At 47.7% G+C, this 24793-nt stretch carries 20 protein-coding genes; 11 read left to right on the forward strand and 9 right to left on the reverse strand.

Going from position 1 to position 24793, the window contains the following annotated elements:
* Positions 1-69: 69 nt before the first annotated feature.
* Complete coding sequence (locus BGO59_RS06285) at positions 70-3246, reverse strand: SusC/RagA family TonB-linked outer membrane protein (protein WP_293682279.1); 3177 nt, start codon at positions 3244-3246, stop codon at positions 70-72.
* 315 nt (positions 3247-3561) lie between these two features.
* Between BGO59_RS06285 and BGO59_RS06290 the strand changes: the two genes are divergently transcribed.
* Complete coding sequence (locus BGO59_RS06290) at positions 3562-5970, forward strand: outer membrane beta-barrel protein (protein ID WP_293682282.1); 2409 nt, start codon at positions 3562-3564, stop codon at positions 5968-5970.
* 64 nt (positions 5971-6034) lie between these two features.
* On the opposite strand, the gene BGO59_RS06295 is transcribed toward BGO59_RS06290, so the two are convergent.
* The 4 genes from BGO59_RS06295 to ispG all read right to left on the reverse strand — a co-directional run bounded on the left by BGO59_RS06295 (position 6035) and on the right by ispG (position 9385).
* Positions 6035-6589: a tetratricopeptide repeat protein gene (locus BGO59_RS06295; protein ID WP_293682285.1), complete on the reverse strand. Its 555-nt coding sequence runs from the start codon at positions 6587-6589 to the stop codon at positions 6035-6037.
* A 65-nt stretch (positions 6590-6654) separates the two neighbouring features.
* Positions 6655-7005 (reverse strand): MmcQ/YjbR family DNA-binding protein, encoded by a 351-nt coding sequence (locus tag BGO59_RS06300; protein ID WP_293682288.1) that lies wholly within the window; start codon positions 7003-7005, stop codon positions 6655-6657.
* Positions 7002-7190: a DUF6728 family protein gene (locus BGO59_RS06305; RefSeq protein WP_293682291.1), complete on the reverse strand. Its 189-nt coding sequence runs from the start codon at positions 7188-7190 to the stop codon at positions 7002-7004. The genes BGO59_RS06300 and BGO59_RS06305 overlap by 4 nt, the downstream gene beginning before the upstream one ends.
* A 116-nt stretch (positions 7191-7306) precedes the next feature.
* A complete protein-coding gene (gene ispG, locus BGO59_RS06310; protein ID WP_293682474.1) occupies positions 7307-9385 on the reverse strand; it encodes a (E)-4-hydroxy-3-methylbut-2-enyl-diphosphate synthase in 2079 nt (692 codons plus the stop codon).
* A 279-nt stretch (positions 9386-9664) separates the two neighbouring features.
* Between ispG and BGO59_RS06315 the strand changes: the two genes are divergently transcribed.
* Positions 9665-10048, forward strand: coding sequence for a hypothetical protein (locus BGO59_RS06315; protein ID WP_293682294.1), 384 nt, complete (start codon positions 9665-9667; stop codon positions 10046-10048).
* Between the two features lie 130 nt (positions 10049-10178).
* Here BGO59_RS06315 and BGO59_RS06320 read toward each other — a convergent pair whose 3' ends face one another.
* Positions 10179-11051, reverse strand: a complete 873-nt coding sequence (locus BGO59_RS06320; RefSeq protein WP_293682297.1) for a lysophospholipid acyltransferase family protein — start codon at positions 11049-11051, stop codon at positions 10179-10181.
* Positions 11052-11202: 151 nt separating this feature from the next.
* Positions 11203-12075, reverse strand: a complete 873-nt coding sequence (locus tag BGO59_RS06325) for a lysophospholipid acyltransferase family protein (RefSeq protein WP_293682300.1) — start codon at positions 12073-12075, stop codon at positions 11203-11205.
* A gap of 122 nt (positions 12076-12197) precedes the next feature.
* Between BGO59_RS06325 and BGO59_RS06330 the strand changes: the two genes are divergently transcribed.
* From BGO59_RS06330 to BGO59_RS06345, 4 genes are all read left to right on the forward strand, one after another.
* A complete protein-coding gene (locus BGO59_RS06330) occupies positions 12198-12878 on the forward strand; it encodes a WbqC family protein (RefSeq protein ID WP_293682303.1) in 681 nt (226 codons plus the stop codon).
* A 39-nt stretch (positions 12879-12917) separates the two neighbouring features.
* Positions 12918-15446 (forward strand): ATP-dependent Clp protease ATP-binding subunit, encoded by a 2529-nt coding sequence (locus BGO59_RS06335; RefSeq protein ID WP_293682306.1) that lies wholly within the window; start codon positions 12918-12920, stop codon positions 15444-15446.
* A 125-nt stretch (positions 15447-15571) separates the two neighbouring features.
* Positions 15572-16315: a hypothetical protein gene (locus tag BGO59_RS06340; protein ID WP_293682309.1), complete on the forward strand. Its 744-nt coding sequence runs from the start codon at positions 15572-15574 to the stop codon at positions 16313-16315.
* On the forward strand, positions 16302-16676 hold the full coding sequence (locus tag BGO59_RS06345) for a hypothetical protein (RefSeq protein WP_293682312.1): 375 nt from the start codon (positions 16302-16304) through the stop codon (positions 16674-16676). The genes BGO59_RS06340 and BGO59_RS06345 overlap by 14 nt, the downstream gene beginning before the upstream one ends.
* A gap of 66 nt (positions 16677-16742) precedes the next feature.
* On the opposite strand, the gene BGO59_RS06350 is transcribed toward BGO59_RS06345, so the two are convergent.
* Together BGO59_RS06350 and BGO59_RS06355 are read right to left on the reverse strand one after the other, a co-directional pair.
* Positions 16743-18497, reverse strand: coding sequence for a GMC family oxidoreductase (locus BGO59_RS06350; protein WP_293682315.1), 1755 nt, complete (start codon positions 18495-18497; stop codon positions 16743-16745).
* Between the two features lie 130 nt (positions 18498-18627).
* Positions 18628-19371, reverse strand: a complete 744-nt coding sequence (locus BGO59_RS06355) for a phosphatidylinositol-specific phospholipase C/glycerophosphodiester phosphodiesterase family protein (RefSeq protein WP_293682318.1) — start codon at positions 19369-19371, stop codon at positions 18628-18630.
* A gap of 272 nt (positions 19372-19643) precedes the next feature.
* Here BGO59_RS06355 and BGO59_RS06360 point away from each other — a divergent pair, with 272 nt between their 5' ends.
* The 5 genes from BGO59_RS06360 (at position 19644) to BGO59_RS06380 (ending at position 24756) form a co-directional block, all read left to right on the forward strand.
* Positions 19644-20840 carry a hypothetical protein gene (locus BGO59_RS06360; RefSeq protein ID WP_293682321.1) on the forward strand — a complete coding sequence of 399 codons (1197 nt, stop codon included), beginning with the start codon at positions 19644-19646 and terminating at the stop codon, positions 20838-20840.
* A gap of 162 nt (positions 20841-21002) precedes the next feature.
* Positions 21003-21749 (forward strand): 3-oxoacyl-[acyl-carrier-protein] reductase, encoded by a 747-nt coding sequence (gene fabG, locus BGO59_RS06365; RefSeq protein ID WP_293682324.1) that lies wholly within the window; start codon positions 21003-21005, stop codon positions 21747-21749.
* A gap of 54 nt (positions 21750-21803) precedes the next feature.
* Positions 21804-23921, forward strand: coding sequence for a VWA domain-containing protein (locus BGO59_RS06370; protein ID WP_293682327.1), 2118 nt, complete (start codon positions 21804-21806; stop codon positions 23919-23921).
* Between the two features lie 180 nt (positions 23922-24101).
* Entirely contained in the window at positions 24102-24281 is a 180-nt protein-coding gene (locus tag BGO59_RS06375) for a hypothetical protein (RefSeq protein ID WP_293682330.1), read from the forward strand.
* Complete coding sequence (locus tag BGO59_RS06380; protein WP_293682333.1) at positions 24247-24756, forward strand: DUF6169 family protein; 510 nt, start codon at positions 24247-24249, stop codon at positions 24754-24756. Before BGO59_RS06375 ends, BGO59_RS06380 begins: the two co-directional genes overlap by 35 nt.
* The last annotated feature ends 37 nt before the right edge of the window (positions 24757-24793 follow it).

Raw genomic sequence — 24793 nt, forward strand, 5'->3', positions numbered from 1 at the left:
TAGGGTATGTGATATATGGTGTCAGAATGAGCCTAGGCTATCCATTCTGAATCATATATCCTATATAAATTAGAAGCCTACGCGCAGACCAGCCGAGAAACCACGGGGAACCGATAACGTGCCAAAATCAATACCACCCGCACCGACACCACCCGATGTCGCTGTAGTACCATTTACGTTTGGATCGGCCCCGGTGTAGTTGGTCACTAGGAATAAATCAGTTCCGTTGACAAACACACTGGCCTGCTTGAATACCTTCGACTTGTTCAGCAAGGCTGTCGGCAGCACGTAACTTAACGTTACATCGCGCAGACGTAGCCAGTTGATATCTTTCTCGACAAACTCCGACTCTGGAATCGAGTTGTAATAATCGGTTGACCGTAGCGAAGGAATGATCTGGATCGTGTTGGGGGTTGGCGTGCCGGTATCTTCTTTACCATCGCGCAGAACGCCCTTGAATACGACCGGCGTATCGCGATCAAGCGTTTTTTTGCTTAGTCCCGAGCGCCAGAGATACATGGCCGTTCCGTTGAACACGTCACCCCCTTTGCGAATGTCGAGCAGGAACGATAAGCTCAGCGACTTGTACCGGAACGAGTTGGTCAGGCCAATCGTGAAATCGGGATTACGGTCGCCAATGGGCAGGAAGGTGGCATTGGTAATGGGCAGGCCTGTGCCTGGATTCACCAGAATGTCGCCGTTTTTGTTGCGAGCGTAACTGTATCCGCCAATGGCCGTAGCCGAGCCGCTACCACGCTGGTAGTAGTTGAAGTTATAGCTTCGGTAGGCCGCGTTGTCGCTGGGGAAATACGATGGCAGGTTACTTACAAACGCACTGGAACGGGCATTGCCATAGAGCCAGGTGTCGGAGTTATAATATTCCGGTACATCAGCAGGGAGGTTCTTCACGTCCGTTTTCAACTTCGAGAAGTTCAGAATGACATCCCAGCCGAAATCTGCTTTTTTCACAGGTGAACCTTTCAATTGCAGCTCAACGCCCCGGTTGTTGAATGTTCCTCCGTTCAGCAGACCGAAAATGAATCCGGTAGCATAGCTAAGTCGTTGGGTAACAATCTGCTGGGAAAGCGTTTTGTTGTAGTACGCAAAGTCGAGGCCAAGGCGTCCACCAAAAAACATCAACTCGGTACCCACTTCATAACTTTCGCCACGTTCGGGTTTTAGATCGGGGTTACTGCCGTAAAAATCATAGGCAAAACCACCACCTGTAGAGGTCTGCGGAACCAGCGTGGCGGCTACTTTATAAGGAGGAGCATCTCGTCCCGTCTGTCCGTAACTGGCCCGAAGTTTACCGTAGTAGAAGGTATTCCCACGCGCTTTGAGGGCTGGCAGGTCCGAGAAATTGAACGCCAGCGAAGCCGCTGGGTAGAAGAAGCTGCGATTAGCTGCGGGCAGGGTCGATGACCAGTCATTCCGGCCGGTAACGGTCAGAATCAGGAGTTCGTCATAATTCAACGTCAGGCTTCCCAGCACACTTTGCAGCCTTTGTTGCGTCTGCGTGTATTTGTTCCGTTGTGTAGTTGGGTCGGTGTTGTTCGTTGAGTTGAAGTCAGGCAAATAGAGCCGTTCGCCGTAAGCTGTCGTAACCTTATAATTCCGGTCGTCGATAGTGGTTCCGAGCAGCAGGGAGGTGCTTAGCTTCCCAAAGTTCTTCTTGAGTGTCGCAAGCAGGTTCCCGTTTAACAATTGACTATTCTCTAACGCATTTTCAACAGAACCTTTGGTCGAGAATCCGCCAAGGGTGACATCTGTACCCTGCCAGGATTCTGGACTCAGGAAGAGGTTACTTTGAGTCGAGTACAGGTCAGCGCCGAAACGACCTGTCAGGTTCAGCCAGGGCGTTGGGTTATAGTTCAGCTGGAAGTTGGCAATGGTCCGGTTGGTGATGTCGCCACTTTTGTTTTTGTTGACCGAAAAGAATGGGTTGTCGGTTTCGCCCTGGTTGATGCTACCACCCAGAATTCGTCGTGTACCATCTGGATTCAGGTAGTTTCGAACATCATCATTGGCTGGCCAGGCAAGCAGACTGATCAGAAACCCGTTGTTGCCCCGAATGGCCTTCGTCACCTGCGAATTGACGTAATTCAACGAGGTCATAACGTCCAGTTTCGGGCTGAGACGGGCCGTTCCCGTAAGCCGTACAGATAGCCGCTTATAACCCGTGGTCGGTACAACCCCCGTCTGATTGGTGTAGTTGGTCGATAGCCGGTAAGTGGCTACATCACTCCCCCCTTCAAAGCCCACATTATGAACCTGAGTAAAGCCTTTCTGAAAAAAGCTGCGGACGTTGTCGTAGATAGGGGCATCCGATGCGTATTTGGGGCCGAAATAAGCCGGGATTGTAGCGGCACTTGGATTTGCATACCCCTGTGTACCACGGCCGTAAACCGTCTGCGTTTCGGGAAAGCGATAGACTTCGGTCGTTTGAAAGCGGTTGTCATAAGTTACCCGGCCAGCACCTTTTCCGCCTTTTTTCGTCGTAATCACGATAGCACCCGACGAAGCATCGATGCCGTACAGAGCAGCGGCTTCGGGGCCTTTCAGGACGGTGATGCTCTCAATATCGTTCGGGTTGATGTCGGCTGCCCGGTTCAGGTAGTCGTTATCGCGGTTGGGGCGGTTGGAAACCAGCGCTCCCTGGTTGAACGTCCGGTTGTCAATAGGTAATCCATCGACAACGAACAGGGGTTGGTTATTGCCTCCAATTGAACTGGCACCACGTAGCTGAATCATGGCCGAAGAACCGGGAGTTCCGGAGGTCGTTGTCATGGTCAGACCGGCTACCCGGCCCTGCATACCCACCAGGAAGTTATCACGCTGGGCGTTGGCAATATCCTGACCTTTTACCAGGCCAACCGAGTAGCCCAGTGCCCGCTGTTCCTGCTTGATGCCGAGAGCCGTTACGACGACTTCGCTTAATTCTGACTCAGAATCGGCCAGGCTAATGTTGATTTGGCTTTGTGCGCCCACTTCAATTGTTTGGGCGGTCATTCCGATCAGGCTAAATACCAGCGTGGCATTTGGGCCAACGGTAAGTTTATAATTACCGGCTCCGTCGGTTGTAGTGCCACGCGTTGTGCCTTTGACTTGGACGTTTGCACCAGGGAGGGGACTGCCATCTTTGGCCGATGTGACTTTACCCGTGATCGTGCGATCCTGAGCATACACTTTCGTCAGCATGGCCAGACTAATCAGCAGTATGTAAATACTGCGTATACGTGCTCTCATAAGCAGATAGTTTGGGGTAGTTGATGAAAAAAAATGGATTAAAATTGAGTTAACGGGGCAAAGAAACAAAAATATAGGTTCAGTAGAGTAAAGAATAGGGTTTTAAAAATCACCCAAAAGAGGCTTCCTATATCTATAGTTGATTAACTGCCTTGGTAATCAGTTTTGTAGAATTATGTGTAGGTACTTTAAATGTTGGCATAGATAATATTTTGAAATCGCTCGGTCAGTATGCATTTTGTGTGTACCCGGCAGAAGCCTTCGTTAGTCGTTTCGTCGACAAACGATTACTTTTGCCGGGTAACTTGTTTTTGAATGATTCGTTTCTGCGCCATCTTGTTCTGCTTTTTTCTTACGTTAAGTAGATCATCTGTACTTATTGCCCAGCCTAATTCGCTCCGCATCCGTATCCAGGAAGCCAACCAACAGGCTGTTATAGGGGCAACCCTGCAACTAACCGACCGAGCCGATTCGACCCGTAAACTGTATGCGCTGAGTGATACGGCAGGCCGGGCTGCGTTTATCTTAACGCCTGGTCATTCCTACCGACTCCTGGTGACTTCGGTGGGGTATAAACCGCTTCGAAAAGAGCCTTTGCTAACCTCAACGCAGCCGCTATTGACTTTGGTAATGACACCCGACAATGTACAACTGGGGGCTGTGTCGGTAACGGCTGCTAAACCTCTGGTGCGTCAGGAAGACGATAAGATGATTGTTGACCCGGAGCCAGTGGCGGCTACAAGTACCAGTGCTTACGAATTGCTGGAAAAAACGCCGGGGCTTTTTCTGGACCCGGATGGGAACGTGTATTTGAGCAGTACGACCCCCGCTACGATTTACATCAATGGGCGGGAACAGAAAATGAGTGCCGCCGATATAGCGTCCATTTTGAAAAGCCTGCCACCGAATAGCATAGCACGTATGGAGATTCTTCGAACTCCTTCGGCGCGGTATGATGCCAGTAGTAGTGGTGGGGTCGTGAATATTGTTCTGAAGAAAGGAATTAGCCTTGGGATGACCGGGTCCGCCAACGCGGGTTTTAACCAGGGGCGATTTGGTAATCAGTTTGTTGGGTTGAATCTGAACAATAGCCGGGGCAAACGGACATCCTATCTGAATTTGAATTATACCCACCGGAATTCGTATGAGCAGATTCTGACGAATCGAACATTTTCGCCCGATTCCATTTTGCGGCAGGATGCCTATACAACGTACCCGGCTCATGTTTTTTACACCGGGTATGGCTTGGGATTCGAGCTTTCCCGGAAATGGGATTTAAATCTGGATGGGCGCTTTGCCTGGAATCAGTCGTCGTCATCGGCTGCCAATCGGAATCAGATCAGCCAGCTTAGTCTCAATCGATTGGTGTCAGATAATTTGAATCTGACAGATGGATCTAATCGCATGCTTTCGATTAGTCAGGGAGCAAACCTGAAATATAAAATCGATACGCTGGGGTCTGAATGGATTACCGATGTGTCATACAACTACACCGGCAACCGGGGCGATCAGGTATTCTCAACACAGTACTCGTTGCCTGAACGCCCCGAGACGCGTGGTGATGGCAACTTTGATTCGCAACGCCAATTGATTGCCCTGCAAACCGACTTAAAATATAAGCTCACCAAAACAATTACGGTTGAAACAGGGGCCAAACTAACCTGGCAGCAATTCACTAGTCGGCAAGATTATTTTACGGTGATCGCGAATCAGCGGCAACCAAATGGTAGCCGGACGAATGCCTTTGATTATCGGGAAAATATCAATTCGGCCTATGCCCAGGCATCCAAAACAATCGGGCCATTCCTGCTGAAGGCGGGTCTTCGGTTGGAGAACACGAACATGAATGGGCATCAGCGAATACCGACAGATACGTCATTTAAAATTAACCGGACCGATTTGTTCCCGTATGTATACCTAAGTCGTCGGGTTGCTAAAATTGCCGGGTATGAACTACGGAGCTATCTGGTGTATCGGCGATCCATTACCCGTCCTGCCTACGATTACCTGAATCCCGCAGCGCGTTATGTCGATCAATACCTGTACGATCGGGGTAATCCGGCGCTGCGACCTCAATTCACCGAAAATTACGAGATAAACATCAGTGTAGAAGATCGGCCTTTGTTTGCGATCGGGCAGAATAATACCCGTGATATTTTTACGAATGTCGTGTATCAGGACCCCATCAATCGGAGTATTGCGTACCGAACGTACGACAATCTGGGTACGAATAAAGAGACGTATTTTCGTGTGCTGGCTGGTATTCCGCCCATCAAGCGGTATTTCTTTGTCGTGGGAGCGCAGTACAATTACAACGAGTATTCGGGGGTTTATGAAAATCGTCCGCTAAATTTTAAGCGCGGAAGCTGGTCATTTTTTACCTATCATTCGCTCAAGATCGACACCCGCTCTACCTTAACTCTAAATGGATTTATTCGTACGAAAGGCCAGCTTCAATTTTATGAGTTGAGCAATTTCGGGGCACTCAACCTGAGTTTGAATCGGAAATTTATGCAGGACAAACTGATGGTAACGTTGACCGCGAATGACATCTTTTTTACGAACTTTTACGACTTTACCCTTCAGCAAGGATCGGTATCGGCCAATGGATTACGTCGAAACGATACCCGCCGATTCGGATTGACATTGCGGTATAACTTCGGGCTCCGCAAAAAAGAAGAACGGGTCAATATGTTCAACATTGACCCGCAGCCGCAGAATTGAGACTAGAACGTGGATTGTCAGGATTCGTTAAAATCTACGAATCCTGACAATCCACGTTCTAGTCTCATTTGCCCTGGTAAATAGGCCGTGTAAATGGCGGTTGAAGGAGCAGATGGAACGAATTCTCATCTCCCAGTACGACCGCCCGACGCAGGTCGTTTTCGGCTTGAGGTAATTGCCGAAGTTGAATCCGGGCTAATGCCCGCCAGCGATAGGCATCAGGTTGCTCATCGTGGTAATGCCATACCGCTTTGTCGAACTCCCGGAAAGCCAACTGAAATTCGGCCGTGTGGTAATAGGCTACGCCCCGATCCAGGTAGCATTCGGCCAGGGTATTATCCCGGCTGATGGCTTCGGTCAGGTCGTAAATAGCTGAGTAATAATTCTCCTGAAAAAGCTGACACTTACCCCGATAGGCATACGCAATAGCTGATTTCGGGTGTTGCCGAACGGCTTTATCGAAGTATGAGTAAGCGTCCGAAATATTCCGTTGCTGAACCAGATCGATGCCTCTCTGAAATCGTTTGAGGTCTTTTTCAGAGACAGTGTCGTGGTCAACCAGGAAATACCGGATGGTCATATAAATTCCAAAAAGCAGACATAATAAGGTAATTTCCATATCTCCTCTGGTTTTCCTAATCCTGCGAATTTAGCGCTTCAGGGACGATCGAACAAGTAACTTAATCAGTTTAATGCCGCCTGAACGGCTTTGGGTAAACTTTTCCGAACGAGTTCGTAGGAGTGGTCGATCCACTCCTGAAGCTCGGTTGTCCGAACGCTCCCGTTAACAGTTATTGTGTTCCAATGTGTCTTGTTCATGTGATAACCCGGCGCTACTGCGGGATGCTCATCCTGAAGCTGTACAGCCCGTTCCGGATCACATTTTAAGTTAATTGTCGTGGGCTGGCTTTCTGTTGCCAATAGGGCAAACATTTTGCCTCCTACTTTAAAAACGAGCGTATCGCCCCCAAATGGAAACGATTCGGTAACGCCCGGTTTGGCAATGCAGTAGTCGCGTATGGTTTCGATATTCATCGGGTACAGTGACGAACTGTGTACACAACAATGGCCATCAGAAACATCACAATCGAAATTCGATTGATACCGTGCATCATACGCAGGTTTGTGCTGGTTGGCTGGTTTGGATCGGGCTTGCGGAATACCCGTATGAAATAGGTAAAGACCGGCCCAATTTTCAGATAATTAAGGAGTCTGTTCACGAGAGTGTCAATGTATACTGTACAAAGAAAAACGGATAATGCGATTGCTTCTCCAGATAACAATCCTCAACGGGTAAACATTACCGCAAGCCTGACTATTCATGCTACATTTTTCATTATTCGTTAACCAGGCTTGGTTCGATCCAGCGGTCATCTTCCCGAATGAGTTCGATCAGTTCATCGACGGCACGATCGGCAGGTACCGATTTCTTGATAACCTGCTGCCCTCGGTATAGCGATATTTTATCACGGCCAATACCAACATAACCATAATCTGCGTCGGCCATTTCGCCAGGACCGTTAACGATACAGCCCATAATACCAATCTTAACTCCTTTCAGATGGTCGGTCCGTTGGCGAATCATGGCTGTCGTTTCCTGCAAGTCGAACAACGTACGGCCACAGGACGGGCATGAGATGTACTCGGTTTTGGTAATACGTGTCCGCGCAGCCTGCAAAATCCCAAACGACAGGTTGTTAAGTGCTTTTAGCTCGCTGGCTATCACCTGTGGTGTCGGGTTCTCAAACCCGACATTTTGCGTCAGCAATTCATGTCGGGTTTGAGAACCCGACACCACAAGTGACAGTATTATACCATCCCCCAGTCCATCGATCAGCAAACCACCCACATCGGTAGCGGCATACAACGGAATATCTTCAGAAGGAATAGCTGAATAGCCGCGTTGAACGACTACGGGAAGAGTAAGTTCCTGATTGATCAGCTCTACAAATAATCGACGCAGTTCGGGCATCGCATGGGCATTGTCGGTTGTGACCAGCAGAACAACGGTTTGATCGTTTCGTAACGCAGTGAGCAAGTCGGGAGATACTTCCGAAAGCGACAGCTGGACGAAATTCAGGCGAGGGTGTAAGGGGGCTTTTGTTATTTGAGCCTGTGTATACTCACTGGCTGTGAGCAGAGGGAACGCATTGGTCTGATCCGCAACTGTTTGCCAGCTAGCATAGTCAAGAATCTGTTTCAGGCCATTCGGTAGCATGAACGCTGCGGGTTGCGAACCCAGATATATATAATCGGCACCCAGGTCGTTCATCCGCCATTTGTCTGGCTCCGGCAGATAAAAATGACCGATGGGTTTAAGATCATCATGTTGACGGACGGGAATCTGGCTGAAATCAGCAATGACCCGTGGCACATTCTGTCCACCAAAATTAGCGACCTCATGCGTTGTCCGACGTGTATATTGAAATGGATTGATCGGATAGCTGGTAATTTCCGGAATCGGTTTGCTTTCGGCTGCCCGATGGGTGTACCGATCAATCAGCGCCTGAGCAACGGGTGCTTCGCGTTCGGGTTCTTCGGTGAGCGATACCCGAACCGTATCGCCAATGCCATCTTCCAGCAAAGTACCAATCCCCAATGCCGATTTGATGCGGCCATCTTCAGCTTCACCGGCTTCGGTTACGCCTAGGTGGAGCGGATATGGTTTTAACCCTTCCTCATCCAGTCGTTGAACAAGTAAACGATATGCCTGTACCATCACCTGTGGGTTACTTGACTTCATCGACAGGACGATGTTGTAATAATTCTCGTCCTCACAAATCCGCAGAAACTCCAGCGCCGATTCCACCATACCAACGGGTGTATCCCCATACCGACTCAGAATGCGGTCGGAGAGGGAACCATGGTTAGTGCCAATTCGCATAGCGGTACCATACTCCTTACATATCCGTACCAGCGGCAGAAACTTATCCCGAATTCGTTCCAGTTCCGATGCATAGGCCGCATCAGTATAATCGATAAATTCAAAGCGTTTGCGGTCGGCATAGTTGCCCGGATTGATGCGAACTTTCTCAACAATACGCGCGGCCAGTTCGGCAGCATTGGGGGTAAAATGAATGTCGGCAACGAGCGGTGTGGTATAGCCCCTTGCCCGGAGTTCCTTACGGATATTCTCCAGGTTTTGTGCTTCTTTTACACTGGGGGCTGTGATGCGTACATACTCGCAGCCAGCTTCAATCATGCGGATGGTCTGTTCTACGGAACCGAGTGTGTCCATCGTATCCACCGTTGTCATCGACTGCACACGGATTGGATAATCGGAGCCCAGCGGTACATCGCCTATGTTGACCGTAACCGTTTTTCGGCGGGTGTATTGTGTTAGCGAAGGCGTGTAAAGAACAGGAGAACCAGATAAGTTGGCTGATTGTGAAGGGGTAATCAACGAGTCGAGCATACAGATAGCGGCAGCGCCGTTTGACCTTACAAAGGTACGCAAAAACCGCGTTTTCGGTTTGGTATCGGTTGATGGGAAAACGTATGGTTTTGCCTAAACGTTCGCGTAGAAAAGCATCCTATCAACAACCATAGTAGTATGGTTATTATGTTGGTCGATTCTCTTGCACACCTGATTCAAGAAACAAAAGTCTCTTAAATCAGTTAATTACATTCGAAATGAAGCCTGTTATAAACGGTGTTTATAGATACTTCAACCGAAATGTAAATTTTAAACGTTATGAAAACCAAGATATTAAGTGCATTTGCTGTTGCTTTTATGATTAGCCTGGGAGCTTACGCCCAGGACGCTACAGCCAACATGACGAAGCAGGAGCGGAAAGAAATGCGTAAGCAGGAAAAAGCAGAACGCAAAGCCCGTATGAAGGAGGATTTGAAGAATACAGGCCGGGCTATTGGCGAAACAGCCGACGAAGCTGCTCAAGGCGCTAAGAGCAAAGCCAAAGTAGCTGGCGAAGCTATCGACAGTGCTGCTACCAAAACGGGTCGGGCTGTGGATCGGGGATTAGATAAAGCCGAAGGGGCTATCATTAATGAACGCGATCGGGTCAGAGCCAAACGAGATTCGTCACGAGCCGAAAAAGCCCGTCGGGATTCGTTGTAGACCGCAATACCTTGCGGCTCACGACCAGACGGTTCTAGTGCCTCAATGGGATAAAGATTGGATCAGTGTAGGCTTGATCCAATGGACGATAATTATTGCTGACGCGAAAGAGACGTAAGGTATTGCGTCTCTACGTTAGCTTCGCTTCGATTTTTGCATATTTTCCCCGCCAGTGCTTCCAACGTTTATGTGACCAGAGCCAGTCAGAAGGGTGTTTACAAATATTGGCTTGTAATTGATCTCTATACATTTCGAGAATAGCGCCCTCAGGGATATTTGTATACGGCGGACAGGCAATAAGTTTAAAGGTACCTTCGTAATAACCTCGTCGGATACGAACCAATTCCAGGAAGAATACAGGTAAATTTTTACTTCGGGCTAATCGTTCTGTACCTGGGTAGAAAGGCGTATCGCGGTTCAAAAACTCCATCCAATAGCCTTGTTCGGGTACATTCGGAACCTGGTCTGCCACCAATGCAATTACACGAGGGATGCCTCTTCGGATTACCATTTGCCGGGGCAGTAAGTTCATGGGGGTTGGCACAGCTCCATGCGTGGCACGCAATTCCTGCATAAACTTTTCCATGTCCGGATTGGTGAGAGGCTTATACACGCTATCCACCGGAATATCAATAACAACCGCAGCAGAAGGAACCCATTCCCAGTTGCATTGATGAGAACCTGTGCAGATAACCGTCTGACCAGCCGCTAAATACTCTTTGATTAATTCGGGATTGGTGTATAAAAATCGTTTTTTTAGTTCGCAGGGCTTAATGGCAGATAACTTGATTGTTTCAACGAGAATATCGGCAAGATTTCGGTAAAAATCGTTGGCTATTTGTTGGATCGTATCGGGAGATTTTTCAGGAAACGATAGGCGTAAATTTTCCCGAATAACGTCTTGTCTATAGCGCACAATATAGGCTAGAACAACATATAGGATATCTGAAATACCATACAGAACAGGAAAGGGCAAACGGGCTAAAAGACGCAGAAAAATCATTTACGTGTACAGAACGGTAGAGTACAAAAACTACTAACTGTCATAAATATAACAAATTATAGATGAAATAGTCATAAAAAAACATAATATGTCGACAGGTAGCATATCATATAAACGACGGCAGGCTGAAAAGTGTACGTATTGGCGACAATTAATCCAGCTTTGCCTCAATCTTCGCGTATTTGCCCCGCCAGTGCTTCCATCGGCGGTGCGACCACAGCCAGTCGGAAGGGTACTTGCGAATCGTAGCTTCTAGTAGATCCCGGTAGCGTTCCAGCAACGCTCCAGTAGGTAAGTCAGTGTAAGGTGGGGAGCCAACAGGAAAAAAAGTAGCTTCGTAATAACCCCGACGAATTCGAACCAATTCTAGATAAAACACCGGCAAATTTCGGCTTCGTGCCAGCCGCTCAGTTCCTGGATAAAAAGGTGTATCCTGATGCAGAAAATCTGTCCAGTAAGCCTGTTCGGGTACATTCGGAACCTGATCCGCCACCAGCGCAATGATACGGGGTACATTTTTATGCGAAGCCATCCGACGGGGCAGGTTGTTCATCGGAACTGGTTCGGCCCCAAAACTCGACCGAATCATCTGCATCATTTTTTCTGAAAACGCACTGGTCAACGGCTTATAGATACTATCGGTAGGCATCCCATTTAATACAGCCGCTGACGGTAACCATTCCCAGTTGCTTTGATGTGAAGCCATGCCGATAACGGCCTGACCTGCCTGTAAACAGGCTTTTACAATATCGGCATTGGTAAATCGAACCCGCTGTTTGAGGTCTTCTGGTGACAGGCCGGGTAGCTTGATCGTCTCAACCAGTATGTCGGACAGATTATGGTAGAACCCTTTGATAATCTGCTTGATTTCGTCGCCTGATTTCTCTGGAAACGACTGGGTTAAATTGGCTAAAATCACCTTTCGGCGGTAGCGGATAACATAGTTGAGCAGAAAGGCTAATATATCAGAAATACCATAAAGGATACTCAGCGGTAAACGGGATAAAAGTCGAAAAAAAGTCATTGGTTGAACCTAAACCGAACCCACGGCGAAAAAAAAGTATAATTGAAAAATTAAAAAAATACCAAAATTAGTTGGTGGTATTGTTTTTTTGCTTTACTTGTGAACGGATACATGAGTTGTCATTGGAAACGTACCCATTAACACCTGACTCCACAAATTTACTGATCGAGTTACATTACCTTCCCTGTCTGGATTTCCTGTCGGGGCTAATGAACTTCGGTAAGGTGTGGCTGGAAGCGCAGGAGCATTACCAAAAGCAAAGTTACAGAAATCGCTGCTACGTTCTGACGGCAAATAAGGTGGACAGCCTTACTGTGCCTGTGCAACAGGGGACCCGGCACCTGCCTATTCGCGACCTTCGGGTGGCTAATGACCAGAACTGGCAGGTTCATCACTGGCGATGTATTCAGGCCGCTTATGGGAAAGCTCCATTTTTCGAATACTATGCGCCCGATATTGAGCCGTATTATCGAAAACACTGGACGTTTTTATTCGACTTGAATTATGAGTTGCTGACAATTTGTCTGAAATTGATGCAGGTGCGTATCGACCTGAACCTGACAGAATGGTATGAAAAAGTGCCCTCGGTCGGCTTCGTTGACGCCCGATCCTGCATAAATCCGGCTAATAGGCCAGAATCGTACATATTCCATCGGCCAGTGTCGTATCCACAAAATTTTGGACCTGAATTTGTACCTAACTTAAGTGTCATAGACCTGTTGTTCTGCCAGGGACCGGCCGCTAAGGACGTGTTGAAGGCCGGCCTTCGGGAGAGTGAACAAATCCTTAAAACTCTTCGTTAGGCCAGTATAGTACGCTTACCTAAGGAGACCCTAAAACGAATGGAAGCAAAATTCTCAAATCGCGTAAAGGAAGTTATCACGCTGAGCCGGGAAGAAGCCTTACGCTTAGGCCACGATTATATTGGCACAGAGCATCTGCTGCTCGGTATGATTCGTGAAGGGGAGGGTGTGGCCGTCGGCTTGCTTAAAAAATTAGGCATCTCGCTCGACGAACTCCGGGTTACCATTGAACAGGCCACGAAAGGAACCGCTACCAACAATGTGAAAAATCTGGCGAATATTCCGCTGACTCGTCAGTCGGAAAAAACCCTGAAAATCACTTATTTGGAGGCTAAAATCTTCAAAAGCCCGCTCATCGGAACGGAGCACCTTCTGCTGTCGATTCTACGTGATGAAGACAATGTCGCCACGCAGATTCTCAATAAATTTAATATTAATTACGAAGTCATTAAGGAGATGCTGGAATATCAATCATCGGGTAGCCGACCAGTGATGGGCCCCGAAACCGACGATGACGACAATGACCGGGGCATGTTTGGCGGAAGCAGCTCCAGCTCAGGAAAAGATCCGAAAGGGTCTGAAAAGTCCCGGACTCCCGTTCTGGATAACTTCGGACGCGATCTGACCAAACTGGCTGAAGTAGGTAAGCTTGACCCTATCGTTGGCCGTGAAAAAGAAATTGAACGCGTGGCCCAGATCCTGAGCCGCCGGAAGAAAAATAACCCAATCCTGATTGGTGAACCGGGCGTTGGTAAAACTGCCATCGCTGAAGGACTGGCCCTGCGCATTGTGCAGAAGAAAGTCTCGCGGGTGTTGTTCGGTAAGCGGGTGGTTACCCTCGATCTGGCGTCGCTCGTGGCTGGTACCAAATACCGAGGACAGTTTGAAGAGCGTATGAAGGCCGTGATGAACGAGCTGGAAAAATCGCCGGAAGTGATTCTGTTCATCGATGAGTTGCACACCATCGTTGGAGCCGGTGGCGCTTCGGGTTCGCTCGATGCCTCGAACATGTTCAAACCGGCTCTGGCACGGGGCGACATTCAATGCATCGGCGCTACTACGCTTGACGAATACCGCCAGTACATCGAGAAAGATGGCGCTCTGGCTCGTCGTTTCCAGATGGTGATGGTTGATGCTACATCGATTGACGAAACCATCGAAATCCTGAACAATATCAAGGATAAGTACGAAGATCACCACCACGTCAACTACACCAAAGAGGCTATCGAAGCTGCGGTGAAACTGTCGGAGCGTTATATCTCTGACCGCTTCCTGCCCGATAAAGCGATCGACGTCCTCGACGAAGTAGGTGCTCGTGTACACATCTCGAACATTACCGTTCCCGAAGATATTCTGAGACTGGAAGAACAGATCGAGAATATCAAGAAAGAGAAAAATCAGGTTGTCAAGAGCCAGAAGTACGAAGAAGCGGCTCAGCTCCGCGACAAGGAAAAACGCCTGATCGATCAGCTGGAGCGGGCTAAACAAGCCTGGGAAGAAGATACCAAGAAACGTCGGTATACGGTCAACGAAGAAAACGTGGCCGAAGTCGTTGCGATGATGACAGGTATTCCGGTTACGAGCGTCTCGAACGACGAAGGCAAGAAGCTCGTCAACATGGGCGAAGAACTGAAAGGTCGGGTTATCGGACAAAATGCTGCCATTGAGAAACTGGTGAAAGCCATTCAACGGACGCGGGTTGGTCTGAAAGATCCGAAGAAACCGATCGGCTCGTTCATTTTCCTTGGCCCAACCGGGGTCGGTAAAACGGAATTAGCGAAAGTGCTGGCTACCTACCTCTTCGACAAAGACGATGCGCTGGTTCGAATCGACATGTCGGAATACATGGAGAAATTCAGCGTGAGCCGTCTGGTGGGTGCTCCTCCGGGCTACGTTGGATACGAAGAAGGTGGGCAGTTAACCGAAAAAATCCGTCGGAAACCATACAGTGTTGTGTTGCTTGACGAAATCGAAAAAGCGCACCCGGATGTATTCAACATCCTGCTGCAAGTGCTAGACGATGGTATCCTGACCGATGGTCTGGGTCGCCGGGTCGATTTCCGCAACACCATCATCATCATGACGTCGAACATTGGGGTTCGTGATCTGAAAGACTTCGGTGCCGGTATCGGTTTCGCTACCAAGCGGAATGCGGAGAGTCAGGATGAACTGATGAAGAGCACGATTCAAAGTGCGTTGCGGAAGGCATTCTCGCCTGAATTCCTCAACCGTCTCGACGATGTGATTGTGTTCAACTCGTTGCAACGTGAAGATATTCACAAGATCATCGATCTCATGCTCGGTAAGTTGCTGGGTCGTGTCATCAACCTGGGTTATCGGGTAGAGTTGACCGATAAAGCGAAGGACTTCCTGGCCGAAAAAGGGTACGATCAGCAGTACGGTGCTCGTCCATTAAGCCGGGCTATCCAGCGCTACCTCGAAGACCCCGTTGCTGAGGAAATTCTGAAAGGCGAACTGAAAGAAGGCGACGTAATTATGGCTGATTACAGTGGTGAAGGTGAAAACCTGACCATCACCGTTAGAAAGCCCGAAGCCGTTGTCGAGTAAATAGATAACCTTGTTATAACTGAAAGGTCGGATGGGAACATTCGGCCTTTTTGGTTAAAGAGTTTTTGGGGCTATCCCCAATGACTTTTCTGATGTTCTTTGTATTAATAAACAGTTAGGAGGATTTGGAATTTATTCCCGAAATATATCAATTCACTAATAGTGATGCTGAGGAGTTAAAGTTTTTAGGCTACCAACTCATATCTGATAACATTGACTCCTTTATACGGTTCATGCAAACTAAATTTCGAAATTTTAATTTGTTAGCATTACTGAAAGTCGTAGACAAGCAGTTTTCAGATACGACGGATAAATACATAATAAGGGAAATTAGATTCGAGGAATCATCTAATAAACTTCGAATTAATTATCACAACGGATGTGATGATGAAGATAACGCACTTGCTTTTGTGCGAGAGTTTTCAGTAAAAGCCAACGCTATTAAGGTTAATCACATTTATTGCGTCATTCCCAAGAGCAGTCGTAACAAGGGGCTTATTAAACCTGTTTTCCGAGAAAGCCTGCAACAATATGTAAATTGTAATGCAAAGGTAATCTCAGTACATGCTGGGTTAAGCGGAGGGGGGTATACATGGGCGAGACATGGTTTCTGTGCAACCATAAGAAGCGAAGTAGACTTTATTCTACAGGAAGCTAAAAAGTTGCTAAGTAATCATGAGTTTGGCGTAGTAGAAAAGATATACAATACGTATTATTACAAAAATCCAAAAGGTAAAGCTTTTCCTATGGATTTATGGGCTGCTCTAGATTTCATGAAACCTGTTTTAATGGGAAGTGATTGGCATGGAGAATTGAATTTGAAGAACAAAGAGCAATTTCGTAACTTTAAAGATTATGTATCCAGATAATAAGAAGAGAGTTGTTGAGCATACTTCAGTGGCGGAAGAACTGCTATTTGAGGTACCTGAACTTGAATCAAAATGTAGAGCTGTTGAAAAAGCCGTGAGAGAAAGCTATTTCACGCTTCAGGAAGCTTTGCGAAATTATAAGGTAAGTGAGGTAGAATACATATCTTATGGTTTAATGAAGAATCGTCGAAAGCTCAAACGGGCCAGGAAACAAGATCAGGTTTTTGATACTATTGCTTTTGTTGTTTCAATTTTTGATCCGTCTATTAAGTCGTTTAATATAGACGGTAGACAAGCTATGCATGAGATAAAAAAAATTTCAGACAAGGCGTCTGCTAATAAAAAACCAGTGATTTATTAACAAAAGCCTCCTGACTTATAAAGTTAGGAGGCTTTTGGATGATTGAACGTTTGGGAATACCCCAGCTTAAATATTCTTCTGCTTCACCTGATCGATTAGATACTCGCTGGTACGCATTGAAGCGGCCAGGATGGTCCAGGTCACGTTCTTGTCGCCCTGGGAAACGAACGGAGCCGCATCGACGACAAACAGATTTTTTACATCGTGAGCCTGCTGGAACTTGTTGAGGGCCGATTTTTTAGGATCGTTACCCATACGAACCGTCCCAACTTCGTGAATGATACGTCCGGGAGCCGCCAGGCCATAGCCATGTGCTGTATTAGGCCCAGGCTTTGAACCAAGGGCAATGCCACCCATTGCATGAATAATCTCTTCGAAAGTATCCTGCATGTGCTTGGCCTGCTTCACTTCGTAATCCGACCATTTGTAGTGGAAGCGTAAGGTTGGAATCCCATATTTATCCACTTTATCCGGATCAATTTCGCAGTAGTTACTTTCGAGCGGCACCGGCTCTCCACGCCCCGACATGCTGATATAAGCGCCATAGAAACGACGATAATCGTCTTTCAGGCCTTTTCCATAGCCACCGCCGGGTTTCATCTGGCCATCCCGACCAGGAATCATTCCGTTCAGGGCTTCTATACCGCCACCAAAACCGGCACCTGGCATACCCATACCACCACCGTATTCGATGTGGTAGCCGCGTGGGAAGTCTAATTTTTTGTTATCCAGCCACCAGGGTGTAAATACGTGCATGCCACCAACGCCATCTTCGTTGTAGCGTTTACGGTCCATCAGGGCAGGTACAAACCCGGATCGGCTGGCTCCTGTAGAGTCGTTCAGGTATTTGCCCACTACACCACTGCTGTTGGCCAGTCCGGTTGGGAAGCGGGCTGATTTTGAATTAAGGAGGATTCGTGCCGATTCGCAGGTGCTGGCTCCCAGCATTACAGCTTTAGCTTTGATCGTTATTTCCTGCAAAGTGGCTTTGTCAACATAGCTGACGCCTGTTGCTAATCCTGTTTGTGGATCGGTCAGCACTTCACGAGCCATAGCGCCATTGATCAGCGTTACATTACCCGTTTTAACGGCCGGAATGCAAAGCACCGAAGAGGCCGAAAAATCGGCATACGCCTGACATCCCCGGTTACACTGATGGCAATAAAAACATTGCCCCCGCTCTTTATTGATGGGTTTGGTCAGAATACTCAGGCGAGACGGGATAACCGGAATACCTATGCTTTTCCCGGCTTTCCGAAGCATCAGCTCATGTAAACGAGGCTTCGGTGGGGGTAAAAAGATGCCGTCTGGTTCGTTGGGTAAGTTCTCGATAGAGCCAAAAACGCCGATTAACTTGTCGACCCGATCATAGAAGGGTTTCATATCTTCGTAGGTGATCGGCCAGTCGTCACCTACACCAGATAGCGAACCCCGCCGAAAATCGTCGGGTCCGAAACGCATGGAAATACGCCCCCAGTGGTTAGTACGGCCCCCGAGCATCCGCGACCGAAACCAGCCAAATTCCGTTCCTGGCTTGGCTGAATAGGGCTCTCCCTCGATTTCCCAGCCTCCCCATGCCGCGTCGAAGTCACCCCCCGAGCGGAATTCGGTAGCAGCCCCACGCCGGGGAGATTCCCAAGGCCACTTGAGTTGAGTAATATACTTTGGGTCGGCAGGATCGTAATAGCCACCTGCTTCGAGCAGAGCAACTTTGGCACCCGCCTTGGCGAGCATATACGCGGCCATACCGCCACCAGCTCCCGAACCAACGATGACGACATCGTATACAGTTGGGGCTTTTTTGAGTTGTGGGACTTCCATACGTTGGAGAGGTACAAGAATAGGCTTTTCAGAAACAGTAGCTTTATAAGTTAAAAAGCGGTTAAGTTTACTGATACGCCGGTACGAATTCTGGTATCGACAACGTGGTAAGCCTGTTAGGTTTATACGTTCACCGCAGTGCCTGTACGCACTCGGCCACTTTATCAGTATTGATGACGTCTACACCGAGCTTTTTTAATTGCTTCCAGGCGTTGGGTGTATCTGGAATTGCCCAGAAACGGATTGGCTTTTTATCGTTGTGTGCCCGTTTAATGACGCGTTTGAGCTTTTCACGGTCTTCGTCCGAAATCTCGCCGTTGCCATCCCAGTGTGAATACAGTTGGAAATTATCACTGATAAGAGCGATTCGCTGAAGGGTTTCTTCGTCATATACCTCGCTGGGCCGACCATCAAACTGAAGTAAGGAATAGTCGAAGTAATTGGGAATTTTAGGTCGATTTCCACTGATAATCACTTGGATCGCTTTCGGATTTGCAGCTCGATTAAACACGGGTAGATTCTGCTCTAATAAGTTGATCAGTAAGGGAAGAGTCTCCGTTGGATTATCTTTTACATCGACCACCAGGTTAAATGTGTAGTCACGGTCGGAGCTGGGTTTGTCTTTGTACTGCTTAAATAATCGGACAATAGGTTGCAGATAGAGGGAATCGAGGGTAGGGGCATTAGGGCCTGGTTTATCGTGCGAAACGACCAATTTCCCATTCTGGAGCCAGATATCTGCTTCGATAAAATCAGCTTTTTGCTCGTAAGCGTTCATAAACGGACGAGCCTTGGCATAATCGTTGTGTGAATGGATTTTCTGGGCAAAGGCAATCGAAGCCGTTAGTTGTATAAGGAGTAAGACGCGTAGCATGGCGAGAGTAGTTGAAAGGCTCAGGAAATTAACGTTTGAGGAATGTGATGAATATAGCACAATCATAATTCCTATGACAAAGTAAGCGGCTGGTACGGCAATCGCAAAAGACTTCCGTCAGGAGTTAGTCAGAAAGTAAGGGGGCGCCAGCAATTAACATTATTTAATATGTTTTTGGATGATTCGATGCACAAAAGCTATAGATTGCTCTGTAAACGAAGAATATAGTAGATACAAGATCGTGAAACTATATAAATAAGACGATTTGTAGTATGAAAATAGTATTTACGGCACTTTTAGGGCTGTTTTGTCTGAACGATTTGTATGCCCAGATTCAGAAAGGGAATGGCATTCTTAGTGGTACTGTTTCTGTTGCCTATGATCGGCAAACGCGTCCTTTTTCGACTATTCTCAATACGGGGCCAACGAGTGTACAGACAAACTGGATGCCTGCTTTAGCCATAACGGCCGGGCGTTTCTGGAAAGACAACTGGTTGGCAGGAGTCTCGTTGTCGGGTTCATTAACCCGGAACCAGCAGAATCTGGAGAGTAATACCGATCGAACGTACCCCAATACCTTCTATTCCATCTTTGTTACGCCTTTTATCCGTCGATACTGGCAGGTTGGTTCGGTTTATGTATTTGGCGGAGTTGGCGTGTCGGTGAGTACGAGTGGGAGTAGGCGATCGTATTTTGATTCTGATGGCCAATTGAAGGAGTCAGGGGAGCGAACAAAAACAATGGGTATCGCCCCACGAGTAGAAGCTGGGATCAACTATTTAGTGTCGAGTCGATTAGGTATTCAATTGCTGGCAAGTACCAATTCATTGCCACTTTCGACTGCCGGGTTAAGTGCCGGTTTAGTATACTGGACAGGACCTGGACGGATGTCAAATGCTCAGGAGCAACGGGATAATCCGCAGACGAATGCTGGTAAATGGGTTTTAGAGGGTGGATTTTCGGTAACTAATCAACAAACAAACCAGGATGCTGGGGGCGGAATCACGGCCTATCAGTCAAGAACTAACGTATGCTCGTTCAGTCCATCAATCGGTTATTTTATCGGGAAAAATAAGTTGATAGGCGTTAGCATCCCTATTGCCTATAGCGGTAATCATCTGACGAGTACAAATGCGTCAGCTAGTAAAGATATGCAATGGACAGTGGGGGTTGTGCCTTATTTTCAGCACTATTGGTTACCAACACAACTGACGCCTTATACGCGCATCGAAGCCGGGTATATGCATTACACGTCAGAGGATTACAGTGGCTTTTCGGTTAATGGAGCGGTTCGGGTTGGATTAGCCTATATGATTGGACAGCGGTTTATTTTGGAGACATCACTGGCAGGTGCTTCGGTTTCTTATAGGGCATCTGGTAGATCTGATCGGCCCGGCGATGCTAAAACCTGGAATGGAGGAGTGTCAGCTGGGTTAACTGGAAACTTTGCACTTCGATATGTATTGTAATACCCCTATGATACCTTGTCATTTACACCCAAACCGCTATTTTTGGCACCGTAAAAAAAGAGCGAAAGAGTGAACGAGTGAACGAGTGAAGCTATCCAGCAGTTTATCGCTCATTCACTCGTTCACTCTTTTACTCTTTCGCTTTTTGCTCTTTATTTTAAAATGAATTTACTAACAGGAAAAGTTGCCCTGATCACAGGTGCATCACGCGGAATTGGCCGGGCCATGGCCCAGAAATTTGCCCAGGAAGGGGCTACCGTTGTCTTTACGTATTTGTCGAGTGTTGAAAAAGGCCAGGCATTGGAAGAAGAGCTACGGGCGTTTGGGGGTCAGGTAAAAGGCTACCGATCCGATGCATCCAATTATCAGGCTGCTGAAGAACTGGTTAGCCAGGTGATTGCTGATTTCGGTAAGCTCGATGTATTGATCAACAATGCCGGTATTACCCGTGATGGATTGTTAATGCGGATGTCGGAAGAACAATGGGATACCGTAATTAACGTTAATTTAAAGTCGGTCTTTAACCTGACCAAAGCGGCTACCAAGCCAATGATGAAGGCAAAAACGGGTTCGATTATCAATATTACATCGGTAGTCGGTATTCGGGGCAATGCAGGCCAGGCTAATTATGCGGCTTCGAAAGCGGGAATCATTGGATTTACCAAATCCGTGGCCCTGGAATTAGGCTCGCGGAATATTCGTTCCAACGCCATTGCACCCGGTTTTATCGAAACCGAAATGACCGGCGAAATCAATGAGAAGGCGCTCGAAGACTGGAAGCAACAGATTCCAATGAAGCGGGGAGGCCAGCCCGACGAAGTTGCCGATTGTGCCGTTTTCCTGGCATCCGACCTCTCCCGCTACATCACCGGCCAGGTGCTGCAAGTGGATGGGGGAATGTTAACCTAGTGGTAATGAGCGCGTAATCGAATTCCGCGCTCATTAATCCTCACTCCTAAAAAAATGGATTTTATCTTTCAGTCCTCACCCTGGTGGATTTTCGTTTGTTTGCTTGTAGGCGCTGTCTATGCCTTCGCTATGTACCAGCCTTTGCCACGGCTGGCAGGTAGTGGTGTAACCGTTGGCGGTTTCGACAGGCGAACAACGTACGGACTAGCCGCTTTGCGCTTCGTAGTGGTTAGTTTTCTTTGCTTTTTGCTGTTGAATCCGCTGATTCGAAGTCTGCGCACACTGACCGAGAAGCCGAAAGTGGTACTGGCTATCGATAACTCGGAGTCCATAGCAGGAGCGGGGCGGCCTAATCTGGACAAAGCGTTGGTTGGTTTGCAAACACTTCGGCAGCAATTGGCCGACAAGGGGCTGGATGTGACCATACGAACCTTAGCCGATACGGTTACCAGTGGTGATTTGACGCAGATTCCGTTTACTCGCCGAACGACTGATTTGTCGGCCTTGCTCGCGGGTATCCGTTCGGATTATGAAGGGCGTAATCTGACCGATGTGGTACTGGTAACCGATGGCATTTTTAACCAGGGTGTTTCACCAACGTTTGGTCAATATCCGTTTGCTGTACAGACAGTAGGGCTGGGCGACACCGTTGCCAAAAAAGATATTCAGCTTAAAGGCATTATCGCCAACCGAATTGCGTATCTGGGGAATCAGTTTCCGGTACAGGCCGAAATCGTGAGTAATGGCTTTCAAGGGCGAAGTGCAACGGTTGTGCTGCGTCAGAATGGAAAGGAATTGGAGAGGCAATCGGTTAACTTTACCAAGAACGACACGTTCAATCAGGTTAATTTCCAGACTACAGCTACCCAGAAAGGTGTTCAGCATTACGTTGTGGAGATCTTGCCGCAGCCAGGCGAATTTAGTACGCGCAACAATCGGCAGGATGTGTATCTGGACGTTATCGATGGAAAAGAGAAAGTTCTGCTATTGGCCCTGGCCCCACATCCAGACGTGAAAGCCATCCGCAACATTCTGGAGCGTAATCAAAACTACGAACTGGACGTACGTATCCTGACGGGAACCCCCGCCGAAGCTACCCCACCCGCCGACAAAACCTACGACCTGATTATTCTGCACCAGATTCCCGATAATGGAGGAGTCGGTAACCCGTTGATTCAAAAGTTTTTTTCGAAAAATACACCTGTACTGTTTGTCCTTGGTAATCAGTCGTCGCTGGGGCCGTTCAATACGTCTAATTCGGTGGTTCAGGTTTCGGCACAGCCTAGCCAGAGCGACAAGGTAACGGGCGTGTTTAATCCCGAATTTCGGCAGTTGAACCTTGATCCGGCCCGACTCGAAATACTGTCCAAACTTCCGCCCATGTCGGTGCCCTATGGCGACTACCGATTACAGCCCGGTAGTGAAGTTGTCCTGTGGCAGCAGGTTGGCAGTATCAAGACCGCAAAACCATTGCTGGCTCTAAACGTAACCAGCCCACGTAAAACCGCTGTACTAGCCGGAGAAGGGCTTTGGTCATGGCGCCTGGAGGAGTACGCCCTGACTGATAAGCAGGAGGTTGTGGATGAGTTGATTCAGAAAGTAATTCAACTGATTTCCGTGAAAGAAGATCGGCGGAAGCTGCGCGTATATCCGATTCGGAATGAATTTGTAGCCGGAGAAAAAGTCATTTTCGAAACCGAACTTTACAACGACATCTACGAACGACTATTTGACAAACCTGTTCGGCTGGAGGTTAGTGACGAAAAAGGCGTAACGCGATCCTATAATTACACGCCCACAGCGTCTAACAGTCGTTTTGAAATAAGCCGATTGCCTGAGGGAGCCTATCGCTTTAAGGCAACAGTCACGATCAATGATAAAGCGGAACAGTCGTCGGGGCAGTTTGTGGTTCGCGATCTGCAACTTGAAGCGCTCAATACAACGGCCGATCACGGTATGTTGCGTCAGTTAGCGCAGCAAACGGGCGGCCAGTTCTATGCAGTCAGTCGCATGGATGATCTGGTCAAAAACCTGACTAGCCGTTCGCACCCGGCTCGCCTGACCAGCACTGAGGAAATGAATGAGTTGATCAACTGGAAATGGCTATTTTTCGTCGTACTAACGCTGGCTGCTATTGAATGGGGCCTGCGAAAGTTTTACGGAGGCTATTAGCCGAATTGACTATCCAAACCTGTAGCGCTTTACCGACACCATGCTTTGTTTCGGTAAAGCGCTTTTCTTTTGAACCCGTTAGTACTTTATACAGATAAACTATTTGCTTCAGCTTTTATGTTTTTAAGATGTAATCAGAAACTTTACGATTGTATATTCGTCTAATCAACACTAACAATAATGGAAACACCAATGAAGCCGATGACCGCTCGCGAAAAAATTCGCAGGCTGGTCGAAGTAAAAGAGCAGGTACAACGGGAAGCCCGGGAACGCTACCAAAATGACCCTGAATATCGGGCCATATTTGACGAGTTGAAAAAGAAGAATGCAGGAAAAAGGGCCATTAAAGGAAAGAAATAGATACGATTTTGCCTGGATAGGTGGAGAGCAAAATGTATATGCTTTTACAACAAGCGACGAGGTTGTTTATGAAATTCGATTTGTTCCATCCGATTATTTATTTATCGATTATATAGAGGGGCGGGTCAACGCTTTTGAAATGGTCATCGCCGTGGCCGATAATCCGACTGGAAAACACATTCCGGCCGACCCTCTGACAGAGCCAACAATTCTGGCTATTTTTTACGATTTCTTCCGGTCTTTAGAACACGTAATAATTTATATCTGCGATAGTTCGGATGGTCGGGAGAAGGCCCGCTTCCGAAAGTTTACCAGTTGGTTTTTCAACAATACGAGGGCCGATTTGGTCAAAATGGACGCCTGGATTCCTGATGGAGATCGCCATACAATTCTCTCCGGGATATTGAGTAGGAAAAATCCCTATTTCAGTCAATTTATCGAACTCTTCCACAACTTATCAGAAGCGGATAAGTGAGTGACGCTAAAGCCAATCCTAATTGACTGAAAAATTA

Source organism: Spirosoma sp. 48-14 (assembly GCF_001898575.1).
Classification (GTDB): domain Bacteria; phylum Bacteroidota; class Bacteroidia; order Cytophagales; family Spirosomataceae; genus Spirosoma.

Bases quoted from the DNA above. Each gene is read 5' to 3' on its own strand.
- BGO59_RS06285 (WP_293682279.1), bottom strand. From the start codon at position 3,246: ATGAGAGCACGTATACGCAGTATTTACATACTGCTGATTAGTCTGGCC.
- BGO59_RS06290 (WP_293682282.1), top strand. From the start codon at position 3,562: ATGATTCGTTTCTGCGCCATCTTGTTCTGCTTTTTTCTTACGTTAAGT.
- BGO59_RS06295 (WP_293682285.1), bottom strand. From the start codon at position 6,589: ATGGAAATTACCTTATTATGTCTGCTTTTTGGAATTTATATGACCATC.
- BGO59_RS06300 (WP_293682288.1), bottom strand. From the start codon at position 7,005: ATGAATATCGAAACCATACGCGACTACTGCATTGCCAAACCGGGCGTT.
- ispG (WP_293682474.1), bottom strand. From the start codon at position 9,385: ATGCTCGACTCGTTGATTACCCCTTCACAATCAGCCAACTTATCTGGT.
- BGO59_RS06315 (WP_293682294.1), top strand. From the start codon at position 9,665: ATGAAAACCAAGATATTAAGTGCATTTGCTGTTGCTTTTATGATTAGC.
- BGO59_RS06320 (WP_293682297.1), bottom strand. From the start codon at position 11,051: ATGATTTTTCTGCGTCTTTTAGCCCGTTTGCCCTTTCCTGTTCTGTAT.
- BGO59_RS06325 (WP_293682300.1), bottom strand. From the start codon at position 12,075: ATGACTTTTTTTCGACTTTTATCCCGTTTACCGCTGAGTATCCTTTAT.
- BGO59_RS06335 (WP_293682306.1), top strand. From the start codon at position 12,918: ATGGAAGCAAAATTCTCAAATCGCGTAAAGGAAGTTATCACGCTGAGC.
- BGO59_RS06345 (WP_293682312.1), top strand. From the start codon at position 16,302: ATGTATCCAGATAATAAGAAGAGAGTTGTTGAGCATACTTCAGTGGCG.
- BGO59_RS06350 (WP_293682315.1), bottom strand. From the start codon at position 18,497: ATGGAAGTCCCACAACTCAAAAAAGCCCCAACTGTATACGATGTCGTC.
- BGO59_RS06355 (WP_293682318.1), bottom strand. From the start codon at position 19,371: ATGCTACGCGTCTTACTCCTTATACAACTAACGGCTTCGATTGCCTTT.
- BGO59_RS06360 (WP_293682321.1), top strand. From the start codon at position 19,644: ATGAAAATAGTATTTACGGCACTTTTAGGGCTGTTTTGTCTGAACGAT.
- fabG (WP_293682324.1), top strand. From the start codon at position 21,003: ATGAATTTACTAACAGGAAAAGTTGCCCTGATCACAGGTGCATCACGC.
- BGO59_RS06370 (WP_293682327.1), top strand. From the start codon at position 21,804: ATGGATTTTATCTTTCAGTCCTCACCCTGGTGGATTTTCGTTTGTTTG.
- BGO59_RS06375 (WP_293682330.1), top strand. From the start codon at position 24,102: ATGGAAACACCAATGAAGCCGATGACCGCTCGCGAAAAAATTCGCAGG.
- BGO59_RS06380 (WP_293682333.1), top strand. From the start codon at position 24,247: ATGCAGGAAAAAGGGCCATTAAAGGAAAGAAATAGATACGATTTTGCC.